The organism is Lentilactobacillus rapi DSM 19907 = JCM 15042 (genome assembly GCF_001436255.1).
GTDB lineage: Bacteria > Bacillota > Bacilli > Lactobacillales > Lactobacillaceae > Lentilactobacillus > Lentilactobacillus rapi.
In genome coordinates this window covers 9,529-23,413 of sequence record NZ_AZEI01000049.1, presented here as the reverse complement: position 1 = coordinate 23,413, position 13,885 = coordinate 9,529, and the positions used below count along the sequence as shown (strand labels likewise).

At 44.0% G+C, this 13,885-nt stretch carries 14 protein-coding genes; 4 read left to right on the top strand and 10 right to left on the bottom strand.

The features are described 5' to 3' along the window. Positions 1-5 precede the first annotated feature (5 nt). The 3 genes from FD12_RS06290 to FD12_RS06280 form a co-directional block, all read right to left on the bottom strand. Positions 6-344, bottom strand: a complete 339-nt coding sequence (locus FD12_RS06290) for a cupredoxin domain-containing protein (protein WP_186825940.1) — start codon at positions 342-344, stop codon at positions 6-8. A gap of 200 nt (positions 345-544) precedes the next feature. After that, on the bottom strand, positions 545-2,143 hold the full coding sequence (rny, locus tag FD12_RS06285) for a ribonuclease Y (RefSeq protein WP_056982237.1): 1,599 nt from the start codon (positions 2,141-2,143) through the stop codon (positions 545-547). Positions 2,144-2,239: 96 nt separating this feature from the next. Continuing rightward, a complete protein-coding gene (locus FD12_RS06280) occupies positions 2,240-3,184 on the bottom strand; it encodes an alpha/beta hydrolase (RefSeq protein WP_056982236.1) in 945 nt (314 codons plus the stop codon). 123 nt (positions 3,185-3,307) lie between these two features. On the opposite strand from FD12_RS06280, the gene FD12_RS06275 reads away from it, so the two are divergent. Beyond that, a complete protein-coding gene (locus FD12_RS06275; RefSeq protein ID WP_054747363.1) occupies positions 3,308-3,727 on the top strand; it encodes a helix-turn-helix domain-containing protein in 420 nt (139 codons plus the stop codon). A 279-nt stretch (positions 3,728-4,006) separates the two neighbouring features. Continuing rightward, positions 4,007-4,861 (top strand): hypothetical protein, encoded by an 855-nt coding sequence (locus FD12_RS06270; RefSeq protein ID WP_056982234.1) that lies wholly within the window; start codon positions 4,007-4,009, stop codon positions 4,859-4,861. Here FD12_RS06270 and FD12_RS06265 read toward each other — a convergent pair. Further along, positions 4,833-5,411 (bottom strand): methylated-DNA--[protein]-cysteine S-methyltransferase, encoded by a 579-nt coding sequence (locus FD12_RS06265; protein WP_056982233.1) that lies wholly within the window; start codon positions 5,409-5,411, stop codon positions 4,833-4,835. The genes FD12_RS06270 and FD12_RS06265 overlap by 29 nt on opposite strands. A gap of 105 nt (positions 5,412-5,516) precedes the next feature. On the opposite strand from FD12_RS06265, the gene FD12_RS06260 reads away from it, so the two are divergent. Next, positions 5,517-6,956 carry a DUF2252 domain-containing protein gene (locus FD12_RS06260; protein WP_146985889.1) on the top strand — a complete coding sequence of 480 codons (1,440 nt, stop codon included), beginning with the start codon at positions 5,517-5,519 and terminating at the stop codon, positions 6,954-6,956. Continuing rightward, positions 6,949-7,287: a DsrE family protein gene (locus FD12_RS06255; protein WP_056982232.1), complete on the top strand. Its 339-nt coding sequence runs from the start codon at positions 6,949-6,951 to the stop codon at positions 7,285-7,287. The genes FD12_RS06260 and FD12_RS06255 overlap by 8 nt, the downstream gene beginning before the upstream one ends. On the opposite strand, the gene FD12_RS06250 is transcribed toward FD12_RS06255, so the two are convergent. From FD12_RS06250 to FD12_RS14200, 6 genes are all read right to left on the bottom strand, one after another. Continuing rightward, complete coding sequence (locus FD12_RS06250) at positions 7,284-7,940, bottom strand: HAD hydrolase-like protein (protein ID WP_056982230.1); 657 nt, start codon at positions 7,938-7,940, stop codon at positions 7,284-7,286. The genes FD12_RS06255 and FD12_RS06250 overlap by 4 nt on opposite strands. Before the next feature lie 549 nt (positions 7,941-8,489). Beyond that, positions 8,490-9,917, bottom strand: coding sequence for an arginine-ornithine antiporter (gene arcD / locus FD12_RS06245; RefSeq protein ID WP_054748961.1), 1,428 nt, complete (start codon positions 9,915-9,917; stop codon positions 8,490-8,492). A gap of 15 nt (positions 9,918-9,932) precedes the next feature. Continuing rightward, entirely contained in the window at positions 9,933-10,628 is a 696-nt protein-coding gene (locus FD12_RS06240) for a Crp/Fnr family transcriptional regulator (RefSeq protein ID WP_225427259.1), read from the bottom strand. A gap of 171 nt (positions 10,629-10,799) precedes the next feature. Beyond that, positions 10,800-11,918: an aminotransferase gene (locus FD12_RS06235; protein WP_056982228.1), complete on the bottom strand. Its 1,119-nt coding sequence runs from the start codon at positions 11,916-11,918 to the stop codon at positions 10,800-10,802. Between the two features lie 18 nt (positions 11,919-11,936). Further along, a complete protein-coding gene (gene arcD, locus FD12_RS06230; protein ID WP_056982226.1) occupies positions 11,937-13,379 on the bottom strand; it encodes an arginine-ornithine antiporter in 1,443 nt (480 codons plus the stop codon). Positions 13,380-13,469: 90 nt separating this feature from the next. Next, positions 13,470-13,885, bottom strand: a 416-nt coding sequence (locus FD12_RS14200; protein ID WP_476737551.1) for an amino acid kinase family protein, incomplete at its 5' end; no start/stop codon positions are given.

Below are 13,885 nucleotides of genomic sequence, written 5' to 3'. Positions count from 1 at the left end.
TCCATTTATTTAATAACTAATTTACCGTGGAACATATCCATCCCACACGCCCACTGAAATTCGCCAGCGTTACTCGTATCAACGTTAATTGCCTGCTTCTGATTTTGCGGCAGGGCTTGGTTAATTCCAAAGTCCGAAAAAACAACCCGATCCAAACAGGACGACGAATCTTTCCGGGTAAAGTTCAATGTTGCGGGAATGCCCTTTTTTAAAACCACAACTTCCGGTGAATAGCCACCCTTCACTTCAACATCAACAATCTGGCGGTCATCGTTCACTTTCGCATCTACTTTGGCAACATCATGCTTCCCAAAGAACCACCAACCAATAAACGCAATCACCATAAGTCCAAGCACTAATACAATTATCTTCAAGTTCCCATCTCCGTTTCCCTTTTAAATTTACATGTGTAAACTTTGATTGTGTCTATCATATTCTTGAAAGTTACACTTGTCAACTCAAGTTTAAAAAAATAGCCAAAAAAATGAGGTTACTATTTCCATCATTTGGAAATACAACCTCAGTTTTTGGATTAGGCCAGTGATTAGGCGCCCCGACCTGCTTTTTTTAATTTCTTCTTTTTTTCAGCTCCGACATACGCAATTGCTTTAAAATCACGAATAGAGGTGACTTTAATTTTACCTGGATAAGTTAATTCATCCTCAATCTGATCTTTGACTTGTTCAGCCAGCTTCTGATTTTGCTGATCATCCAACTGCTTTGGATCAACCACAATCCGAATTTCCCGGCCAGCCTGAATGGCATAACTTTCCTTAACGCCCTTCTTTTCGCTGGCAATGCGTTCCAAGTTCTTCAGGCGGTTCACATACTCTTCAACAGATTCACTACGAGCCCCCGGACGACCACCAGAAATTGAGTCCCCGGCAGCAACCAGATGGGCGATTGGCGTTGTCACATCGACATCCCCATGGTGAGAAGCAATGGAGTTAACAACTTGTGGATCCTCGTTGTAAGCTTCGGCAATCTTAACCCCAAGTTCAACGTGGGTACCATCAACTTCACGATCAATGGCCTTCCCAATATCATGGAGTAAGCCGGCGCGCTTGGCGATTTTCACGTCAAGGCCAAGCTCGGCAGCCAGCAAACCAGAAATATCGGCAACTTCCACGGAATGATTCAGGACGTTTTGACCATAACTGGTTCGATATTTCAAGCGACCAACAATCTTGAGCAAGTCTGGATGCATCCAGCCAATATGAAGCGAACCAACGACCTTTTCACCGGTTCGCCGCAATTCATTACCCAAATCCTGCTGGGCAATGTCAACTTGATGTTCAATCGATTGCGTATTAATTTGCTTGGTCACCAGCAGATTTGAAATGGTCGTCTTCGCAACTTCTCGCCGCAATGGATCTTGCGTGACGACGTGCAATAGGCATGGATCATCTGGATCAAACACCAAATCTACCCCAGTCAGGGTCTCAATATAACGAATGTTCTGAGACTCCCGGCCAACCAATTTTTGCTTCGTATTCACATCAGAAATTTGGATTGAATGTTCAATATGTTCCCGGGGAATATCCAATGGTGCCCGTTGAATGGCGTCAACGGCCATGATTTTGGCCATCTTCGGGGCATTCACTTGAGCTTCATCGTCTTGATATTTTAGTTCGACGTCTTTTTCGCGATCCAACGCAATTTTAAGTTGGTCCAAAACTTGTTGTTTAGCTTGGTCAATTGAAAGATTGCCCCGTTCTTGCAAGGTAGCAATCCGTTGCTTAGCTAGGCCAGCCGCTTGTTGATCCAACTTCTCAATGGCGGTTTTTAGATCATTTAAATCAGTTTGGCGCTCAGCCAACTTTTTGTGGAGCTCATCCAAGCGCTCCGAGGTCTGAGTTAACCCGTTTTGGCGTTGATCAATCCGACTTTGACGGGTTACATTGTCCGTTTGATAGCTATCAAGTTCTTCTTCAATAGAATCCTTGTATTCTTGCGTTTGTTTTTCACCATCAGCAATGATTTTTTCGGATTTTTCTTTTGCTTCTAAATTTGCTTTTTTAATTAATTGTTCAGCAGTTGCCTTGGCATTATTAATTTCTGTTTGATGTCGGCGTTTCTGTGCCTGAACTCCGACGATGGCCCCAGCAATGCAGGCAATCACCCCAAGTATGACGTAAATCAAGTGCAGACCTCCTTTCGAAAAACAGTCCTAAAATTATTTTAACATATTCAAACCGTTGACGCGGCAAAAAACAGCGACAGTTTTAGCCTACCTCAGCTACTTGACATATTTTGCCAAAAACTGTTTCACCGTGTCCCGATACAATGTCGGATGCTTCTGGTAAGAATCAGCATGGCTGGCCCCAGGCACAATCAGCAGTTGCTTTGGACCTTTATCAGCCCGATACAGTGGATACACCATCTTAGTGGGGACAAAGTGATCCTTGGCGCCATGAATAAATAGCATTGGCCGCTGATTTTTCTTGACCTGATTCAATGCACTGGCCTGTTTAAAGGAATACCCGTTCTTCGCGTGGTTAATCAAGCTGACGATCCCGACCAGCGGAAATTTTGGCAGGTGATACAATTCCTTGGCTTGATAAGCAACCTCATCATAAACATCGGTATAGCCGCAGTCTTCTACAAAGGCTTTTACCTGTTTGGGAAGGTCACTAACCCCACTCACCATCATAGTTGCGGCTCCACCCATACTGGTGCCGAACATGACAATTTGCGAATTCGACCCATTTGTGGCAATGACCTTCTTGATCCATTTAACATAGTCCAAACGATCCGGCCAACCGTAACCGATGTAATTTCCTTGGCTATCGCCGTGACCCCGGGCATCTGGTAACAGGACATTATACCCAAGCCGATGGAACATGTAGGCATAAGCAAACATCTTGTCCTTATTCCCCATGAACCCATGCGCAATCAATACAGTCTTCTGGGTTGGCTTGGCAGCGGAAATATAATTGGCATCCAAAATCAAATGACGCGTAGCCGACACCTCGTACCAGCGCTTTTTAGTGACATGCTGGTACCACTGGTGGGCTGAGTATTGGGGATTGTTGCGACTAATTCGATGCGACTTGCTTAAAAACGACTTGGGAGCCGGCACAACGGCTACTTGATAGAAATAGAGACCGGCGCCAAATAAGCCAAGCGTCACCAGCGCCACAACAGAGGTACAAGCAATAATGATTTTCGTTCGTTTTTTCATGAATTCACCCACCTGTCTAAGTTCACTGTCCACCATATTAACATATTTAACAAATGAAGCCCGTGCATTTTGTCAACCACTAAAATGAAGTATAATGAAATTAACGAACAGGACGGTGATTACATGTTTCCAGAACGATTACGCGCATTAAGGAAGGGTCAACACCTTACTTTGTCAGATTTGGCAGAGGATTTAAATGAGGAGTTCCATCAAACCAAAGAAACCCACGACATGAACACCCCATCCCAGATTGGTAACTGGGAACGAGGGGTCAGAACGCCTTCTTATGTAGAAGTTCAAAAATTAGCCAAGTTTTTCGACGTCACGATGGATTATCTGACCGGTTTGGCTGAAAACAATACGTATGATCTGGCAAAATTATTTATATCAGACAAAAGTTTGTTATTTAATGGCGAACAGCTCAATTCAAAAGACCGCTATGAAATCTACCAACTGATTTCCGGCTATGTCCACGGAATGAACAGCCGACCGGAAAAGCCTGGCACACAATTACACCAAGAGGAGCTGGATCTGGGGCAATAACGGGTTGACGTCGGTTTGGTGAAGTGATCAACTGGAGATCCGGTGAAAGCTATGTCCTTAGCCAGCATCACTCACTTATTTCTCCAAGCATCACCAATAATCCCCAGCAGCTCACTAGCACAAAGCTTACAATCGCGACGCTGCTCCAAATAATTTGTACTTTATTTTTCTGAACAATCGCCCTGGTTAACCAGGCAATTAGCCCCAACAAGATCAACAGCAATATTCCGGTAACCATCATAACCACGCTTTCCAACAAATCGTCATTTAGGAGTTCACATGCTAACCAATAAACAAAAAAAGAAACTACTCAAACACAAATCCGGCCATAAGACATCCCCCGAGACCAGCTATATCACGCAAATGCTGAACTATCGAGAGATGTTTTCAGATTATCCACAAATCAAATTCCTGATTAATAACGTCATCGAAAGCGACCACTTAATTAAGTCTGGACTATTGCCCCAAGACTTACCAGAGCTCTTACTCCCAGATGATAGTCAGGACCAAATTTTTCAGCACATCAACCAAACCTTTGCAAAAGATGATCCCGCAGGTGACCGCCTCTGGAATCAGCTAACTGACGCATTACCAAAACTAGACAAATTGCTGCGTTCTTATCGAGATTACTTGGAAGCACAATATGGAATGTGGGCGTATATTTCTGCCCCGTTCATCAAAGATCTGGCTGAGTATATTGGTCAGGACGCTGCATTAGAAATCATGGCCGGCAATGGCTACATTTCAAAGGGATTAAAAGACTTAGGGGTCAATATTTATCCAACCGATAGCCTCGAGTGGGTTAATGAAAACCAGACCGGCAAGCATCAAGTCATTCCGGTCGAAAAATTAGATGCACTAGCCGCCATTAATCAATACCAAGACCGAGTTAAATATGTCATCATGAGCTGGTCCCCAGATAAAAGTCCGATTGACGTCGAAGTCTTAAACGCCATCAGGAATTCAAAAAATGATCAACTCGAATTAATTGTGATCGGCGAAAAAAATGGTGCCACAAATTCAAAACAGTTCTGGTCAGAGGCTCATTACATCAAGCCAGAAACCAGTCACCGTTTGAATCAGCACCACCAATCATTTGATTTGATTAAAGACCAGGTCTACCTAATTGACTGATCTTAGGCAATGGTAATTTCTTAATGAGCGTTCGCTTGGGGGCTGCTTCCTTCTCGAATTGGAGAAGGAATTTTTTGATGTCCTTACCACCCCGATATTCGCCGATGTCACCACTGGTTTTGATGACCCGATGACAAGGCACCACAATTAGCAGTGGATTTTGGGCCACTGCACTGGCAACCGCCCGAATTGCTTTGGGCTTGCCCACGTTCTCAGCTAACTGCTTATATGTGATCGTCTCACCATAGGGGATCTGCTGAATTTCAGCCCACACTTTTCGCTGTAATGGCGTTCCAAGATTACCAAAGTCCAATGGCAAATCAAAACTGGTCCGTTTTTTATTAAAATAATCCGTTAATTCATCAAGATAAACACCGGTGACCGACTCGTCATACATAAATTGATATTGATAACGGTTTTCTGGATAGAAATCGAAAATTTCCGACAAGAACCGCCCCGGACTGGAAACAAAGTTCAAGCCCTTATTGGTAACGGTGAAGAAAAACTTGCTGTCATCAATTTCGATACTTTCCCAATAAATTTTTTTCATATATAAAATCTCCATCATACTCGTTAATCTCATTGTAGCACGTTTACCTTGACTCTCTCCACACCCATGACCACAATGGAATTAAAACTAAAAGGAGCGTCTATCATGCCAACCAAGCAAGTACTAGGATTAAAGCAGGCCACTGATAATTTGCGGTACGATTTAAGCAAAATTAGAATCAATAAATCTGTCAGTGAATTGGTCCAAATGGGAAAAGCTGACCGGGATAAGATCCCCTTTGAAAAATTGGCTCAGTACAAAGCCGTTGATCGAGATATCGTCCAAGGAATCCAACACGTTGAGCGAAAACTAATTCAGGAACTGTTGCCCTTGCGGCACAAACGGTTGGCGGCCTCGGCATTTTCATTTTTCCGCGGCACCGACGAGCTAATGGCGTTTGACCTGTCAAAACAAGTCTCGACAAATATTCCGGTTGTGATTTCCGGAGATGCCCACATTGGCAATTTTGGCTTCTACGCCTCCCCTGAACGCAAACTATTATTCGATCTCAATGACTTCGATGAGTCGACAATTGGCTCTTGGGATTGGGACGTCCGCCGTTTGCTTGTCAGCATTCTTCTCGCTGGCGAACAGCTGGGCTTAGACAATGATCAAAACCAAGAAATTATGAAGTCTGCGGTGGCCACTTACCAACAAATTCTCTGTGAGTGTTTTGACGACCATTCCGCAATGGAGCGCTACTACTTTTCAACTGAAGTGGAAACCTTCTTGAAGTCCGAAGCTGATGATCAACCATTGCCAAAGCTGTGGCGCAAAATTTTGACCAGTGCCTCATCAAGAGATTCGGAACGGGTGGTCAAAAAATTCACCACGATTGATAGTCGCGGCCACCTTGTCTTTAAGGAGAATGCACCCAGAACCGTTCACGTTTCCGATAAACGGTTTAAAGAAATCAGCGATCATCTGCAAAAGTACGACCAAACTGTCAGCCCGGATGTCACTGTATTGCTGTCGCAATTTCATATCAGTGACATCGTCCGTCACAGTGTCGGCGTCGGCAGCTTTGGCACTCGCTGTTATCTTGTTCTACTGACCGCCATCGATGGCAGCCATCTGGTTCTCCAAATTAAGGAAGCATTGCAGACTCGGCGGTTCCAAGGATTTGACGTCACGACCCCTTACAGTCAGAGTGGCCCAGATAACGGTGAACGAATCGTCACTTGTCAACAAGTTCTCCAACGGGCATCCGATCCACTATTGGGCTTCTACCATAATGACTCGTCCAACCGCAGCTACTACGTCCGCCAATTTTGGGATATGAAGGAATCAATGGACCTCAATAAAATGGATCAGGATGATTTTGAAACTTACACCAAGATTTGTGCGCTCCTGTTAGCCCGTGGGCACGCGCAAAGCCCAACTGCTGCCATCGTTCGAGGCTATGTCGGCAAAAAGAAAAAGTTGGCCAACAGCCTCGTTGATTGGGCAGTGGCCTACGCCAAACAGGTTCATCAGGATTATGCCCAATTTTTGAAAGCTTTAGACAACCATCAGCTCGCTAAGGAGGCCGACCATGATGCATAAAGTTGTTTTTCATGTTGACGAAATGGATAAGTGGCAGCACACACTTGGCAATATCCGTAATCTCTTGACGTTTGGCGATCAGGTGGGCGAAACCTACAAGATTGTCGTCTTAGTAAACGGTGATGCCATCTTGGGTTACTTAGTGGGCAGCTTACAGGATTCAATTGCGCAGCTAACCGCTAAATCGGTTGAATTTCATGCCTGCCAAAACGCTATGAATAGTCATACCATTAAAAAAGATCAGCTGCCAGCAGGGGTTCAAGTAGTCCCCGCGGGCGTCGCTGATCTGGTGAAGCTTCAAGAAGCTGGTTATTCGTATATCAAGCCTTAGCCGACTAATCGACTGACCCCAGCTTGAATTTGTTCCGGTTTGTCCACAATCTCTGACGCATGGGCACCAATGAGTTCTGGGACATCCCCGAACCCATAAGTTACCCCTAATGTTTTTACTTGATTATGATAGCCGCCGAGCATATCGGTATCGCGATCGCCAATCATGACACTTTGTTGTGGATTGGCGTTCGCTTTTTCTAATGCGTATTTTAAGACAGCTGTTTTAGTCACCCGGGTGCGTTCATCTGAAGTAGCCCCGAATTCACCCGCAAAATATTGGCCAAGCTCAAAATGTTTGGAAATTTCGTTGATCATTGGCTCCGGCTTAGCAGAAGCAATGTGGAGCGTATAGCCCGCATCATTGAGAGCTGTCAATTCGGCCAAAATCCCGGGATAAATTGTCAGCTGGAAGATACCCTCACTATGATAGTACTCTTGATAATACTGCAGCGCCCGGGTCACATCCTCAGCTGATAATTGTGGATAGTATTTTTTGATGCTCGTGATCAATGCAGGCCCGATGAACTTGCGGTATTGGTCAGCTGAAAGTTCAGGCAAGCCCATTTTGCTGACGGAATACTTGATTGATTTCACAATGCCAATTTCAGAATCCGCAATCGTCCCATCGAAATCAAAAAATAGATCTGTCATGAATATGATTCCCACTTTCTCAAATGATTAATATTGGTTCATTATTACTGGTTTGGGGGAGAAAATCAAGTGAGCGACGCAAAGCGGTTATAAGCTGGAGCCTAAGTTTCCACCACCAGAAATCCTGGGTTTGGATTTTTGGTGGTGGAGGCTTAGGTGCAAGCTTATGCTTTGCGGAGCTGTCCTAATCTACATAGAAGTAGGACCGCTCCGCAACCTGCACATAAGCACCTTATTCAAAAATCTAAACCCTGGATTGAGGACTTCCAATTTACTTTTGTGGAATCTTCGATTCTACATTCAGCGGAGGACCGCTCCGCAAAGCAATAACCTGCACATAAGCACCCTATTCAAAAATCCAAACCCCGGGATTTCTGAATAGGGCGACTTATGTTTCGGTTATTAACCGCTTTGCTCCACTCACTCTTTTAGGACCGCTCCGACGCAACTGACGCTCAATATATAAGGGATCTCGGGCCAAAATCCAAAACCAGGATTTTAGCCCGAGGTCCCTTATATAACCACGTCAAACCGTTGCTCGTCGCTCACTTAAAATGTAATCTTTCCCACTACCAAACCATAAATTGTATAGATGGCAGCGATCACAATCACGATTGCAAGCGTCATTTCGATTGGGCCAAATACTTTCTTAGCATGATTGTCTCGTTTCTGTAAGATCCAAAATACTGGAATCCCTGCAGCGAACAATAATGACATCAGCAATAAGAAATTGGCTCCTGCAGCGAACAGCAACCAGCAGGCGTAAATACTTGAGATAATTCCAATAATAATGTTACCGGTTCGGCCCTTGCCATGATCACTTTGGACCGAGTACTTCAGTTGATAGAATGCTGAGAATGCGTACGGAATCAGAATTGCGGCACTGGCGATTGAATAGAAGAAGTTATAAGCCTGCGCCGTAATCAAATACGTAAACATGAACAATTCAACCAACACATTTGTGACAGTCAATGAGGTAATTGGTGCGCCATTCTTGTTTTCCTTGGCGAACATCTTCGGGAAGGATCCCTCTTTGGCGGCTTCATATGGCAATTGACCAGCGAACATGGTCCATGAGAGCCAAGCACCGACAACTGAGATAATCAACCCCAGGTTAACAACTGCTGAGCCCCATTTACCAACGATGCTTTCCAACAAGTCGGCCATTGCTGGTTGAGTCAAGTGTGACAAGCCTGCTCGGCTCATAACACCAAATGACAGCAACGTAATTAACATATAAATCAGAATAACAGTAATAATTCCAAGAACGGTTGCTTTACCAACATCTGAACGTTTACGAGCCCGGCCAGAAAAGACAACCGCGCCTTCAATTCCGATAAATACCCATACGGTTACCAGCATGGTGCTCTTTGCTTGCGCCATGACATCCGCAAACTGGAATTTACCAGATGGGGTGAACCAGAAATTGCCTGTAAACATGTTCAGCTTGAATGCGAATAAAACAATAATGATAAATAAGAAAATTGGAATCAATTTAGCAACAGTAATCACAACGTTGACAAATGATGCGGACTCAACCCCACGAAGAATCATAAAGTGACAGGCCCACAAGATAAAGGACGCTGCAATGATCGACCAAATGTTTTGTCCATCACCAAAGACTGGTAGGAAGTAAGCGACCGCACTCATCAGTAGGGTCGCGTAACCAACGTTGCCAAGCCATGCGGACAGCCAATAACCCCAGGCAGAGTTAAAGCCCATGTACTTACCAAAACCGGCTTCCGCGTAACTATAAATCCCGGCATCCAAATCCGGCCGCTTCATGATCAAGTTCTGGAAGGTCATCGCCAACATGACCATTCCAATCGCGGTAATGATCCAGCCGATAATGATCGCACCAGGACCAGCACCGACGGCCATATCGTGCATTAAGTTGAATACACCACCACCGATGATTGATCCGACAACGAGGCCAATGAGTTCCATTAAGCCTAACTTACCGTCTTTCTCTTTCATATTGATTCACTCCTTTTAGGTAGATGTTTCGTCTCTAACTAAAATCTTGAAATATTTTCGATTGTATCGAACCTTGTTTTCCTTAACCAACTGTTGGACCATCGCACTGGTGGTTTCGCGGGTCGTTCCGCTCACCTTGGATAATTCCACCAATGTCATTGGGTAAGGGATCAAGATCGAACCATCTTCTTGATCATCTCCTATCTGCTGACCTAAAAACCAGATTGCGTTCCAAACTCGGCACTTGGCACTCGTCGTGACCATCTTCTGCAACTGGGTTTCGGCCATATTGATAATCCGGCTCATTTCGCGAATCGCGTTCACCATTAACTCAGGCGTGTTGCGTAAAACTTCCTCGTACAAGTTCATTGGGATCTCGGCCAATTTCACTTCTGTCATGCTCTCAACTGTGTAAGCGTAATCAGCATCGTCAAATAAGCCGATATACGGGAATGCTTTGTTCTGGCGAACGTATAAATACAGTTGCTCCTCGCCATCTTCGTCCCAGTGAAACGATTTAACAACACCGTCAATCAAATAGTAGAAATTATCCCGTGAATCACCCTGATCAAACAGGATTTGACCGCGGTGATATGTTTTAATTTTCATCGCCGAAATCACCTTTTGGATATCGGCATCATCCAGCGGGCCAAACTCGGGATGGGTTCGCAAATTATCCGCATAGCGCTGATAAGCACTTTTATCTTTCATGATCATGATTAATCTCCTCATTAAAACGATTACATAGTTGTCTCCTCAGTAAAAGTGTAACGCATTCGAGCGGCTGAATACATTAAATAAATCTCTGATTAAATAAGAGCCCCAGTAAACGCCATGAGGCTGGGCGTATACTGGGGCTCTTACTTTTAATAGAATCGCAGATTAATCATATTGTCTCATGAAAAGGGAAAGTCGTTTCAATCCTTCTCGCAAGGTTGCTTCGGAGGCACAGTAGCCCAAGCGGACATGCCCGGGCATATCAAAGCGGTTTCCTGGAACCAGTAAGACCCCCTGCTCCTTTAGCAGTTTAATACAAAATTCTTCAATATCCACTGGCACGTCTAATTTTGGAAACGAGGTTGAAACAGCTTGAGGCATCACAACGCTTGCCCGTGGCTCAGAATCAATCCATTTTCGATATATTTCCAAATTGTTGAGAACTAACTTCCTGTTTCTATCAAGAACCTTGTCCCGATTCCGTAAAATGTAGGTTGCGAGCATATCGTTAAAGACGCCGCAACAAATCATTGTATAATCTCGATATTTTCTGAATAGGTCAGCCAGCTTGCTGTTGGTGGCCGTCCAGCCAACTCGAATTCCTGGAACCGAGTAAGTCTTCGATAAGGAATTAGTGGCAATGCCTTTATCATATAAATCTACAATTGATACAAATTTAGAAGGATCATCCAATGGTAGATACACTTCATCGACCAGAACATAGGCATCCACAGACTTGGCAATTTCCACAACTTGTTCCAAGAACTTACGATCTAAGATAGTCCCAGTTGGGTTATTGGCGTTATTTAGACAAATCAATTTAGTATCTGGACGAACCAACTTTTTTAACTCAGCAATGTCTGGATACCAATCATCTTCCTCATGAATATGCCAATAATCAACCTCGGCTCCCAAAGACTTTGGAATGTCATAAAGTTGCTGATATGACGGATACTCAGAGATTATATGGTCGCCTGGTTCAACCAAAGCATAGAGTGCCAAATGATTTGCACCAGTCGCTCCATTAGTTTGTAAGACATTCTCCGGGTCAATATGATCATACAGCTTAGCTACTTCCTGCTTAAACTCTGGGGACCCTTCAATCCAGCCATAATTCATTTTTTGTTTATTTAGTAACTCATAAAAGGTCTGGCCATTCTTGCCATCGAGGTCCAAGATCTCCTGCATTGTCATTGATGAAATCGTACTCTGGGCAATATCGTAAGTCGCCTTTTTTTCCCAAACATTAAGCCATTCTTCAACTCCAAAACCTGCAATCTCCATTTTATTTCCTCCACTAAATTAAACCGTGATCATTCCAAAGACTAATAATAAGATTCCTACAATAGCCCCGGCGGTGATAATAACAGTAATCAGCCATTCTGATTTGCTGAGTGCATGCGCAGCCCCATTATCTTTTCGCGCCTTGGCATAAAAAAATATCCCTGGGATATAAGCAATGAAGCAAAGCAGGACATATTGAAGCCCAGCCAGAGTGATTCCAACAATTTGGAAAGCAATGGCAATAATTCCAATAATGAGCTGCTTTGTATTCCCTTCTTCATGGATATGCGTCCAAGAAAGCTTGATTTGATAGGCAGCAACAAATATATAGGAAATCACAATCGCTGCGGTACATAATGAATAAGCAAAATTATATGCCTTTTCCGTGAATAGCAAGGTAAATAGGAATAGTTGGATCAGAAATCCTGTTAATACCAGAGAAAAGGTCGGCGCTTTCTTCTTGTTCTCCCGGCCAAAAATTGGCGGCAATAATTTTCGATTGGTCATCAATCTCATGGTTTCGGCTGGTAACATAGTCCATGACAGCCAAGAGCCCAGGATTGAAATAATCAACCCAATACTGATAAAAGTGCCTCCCCAATTCCCAACCATATCGTTAAAGATGTACACCATCGCTGGCTGATTAATGTTAGCCAACTGACCACGAGTCAGGTAACCGTAAGGCAAAACAGATGCCAAAATATAAATCAACAGTAAGCAGAATAGTCCCAGGATTGTTGCCCGGCCAGCATCAGATTTTTTCTTGGCCCGTGAGGACATCATTGCGGCGCCTTCGATACCAACAAAAACCCACATCATAACCATCATACAATTTTTAATCTGCATCGCAATTCCTTGTCCGCCATCAAAGTGTCCGCTAACGTTATTCCAGAACATCGCGGTAAATAAGTTCCCCTTGAAAAGGATGATGGCAAATACAATAAACGTAAATAACGGAATTAACTTACAAATTGTAACGATAGCGTTTAAGATCGCAGCACTTTCCACTCCACGGTTAACAATATACGTTAATATCCATGAAACAATACTGGCGACAAGAATGGATGCCAGATTTTGGCCCGACTTGAATATCGGGAAAAAGTAGCCAATCGAGCTCATCATGACAGTTGCAAACGCCACGTTACCAAGCCAGGAGGACAACCAATATCCCCAACCACTAATAAAACCAGCGTACCGCCCAAATCCGGCTTCCGCATAAGCAAAAACCCCTTCAAGATCCGGCCGCTTCATTACCAGGTTATTTAGGGACAGTGACAACATCAAGATTCCAATTCCAACAATTACCCATGCAATCAGCGCCGGTCCGGGAGAAGCAGCGTGGGCAAGGTCAGAGGTTAAAGCAAAAATTCCGGATCCAATCGACGACGTAACAACGGTTGCTGTGAGGGCAGATAGTCCAATACCATTGGAATTCTTTGCCAAATTAGTATCTTTTTCCATGATAGTATACCTCTCAAATAAACTTGTTATTAAATTGTTATTTCAATCAGGGTACGTCGGAAATTCTTGTTGGTTTCTTACATCTGCAAATCATCGAACATTTGAAGCTGCCGGCTTAATAATCGTGCCACTGCCATTATCGATGAAGCCCTCAATGTTATCTAACGCCGTTACAACCGCTTCGTTACCGGTTGCGTTGACAAAGTCCATTGCAGCTTGGACTTTTGGCAGCATGCTACCTGGGGCAAATTGCTTTTCATCGATAAACTTTTCAAGTTCAGGAACCGTCACTTCCTCAAGCTTTTTCTGATTTGGCTTGTTAAAGTTAACAAAAATATTGTTAACGGCGGTCAAAATGATCAAGGCGTCAGCGCCCACCAACTCAGCCAATTTTTCGCTCGCAAAGTCTTTATCGATTACTGCTTCTTTTCCGATCAACTGGTTACCGTCAGTTACAACCGGGATGCCACCACCACCAACTGAAATTGGCACGATGCCAGCATCCA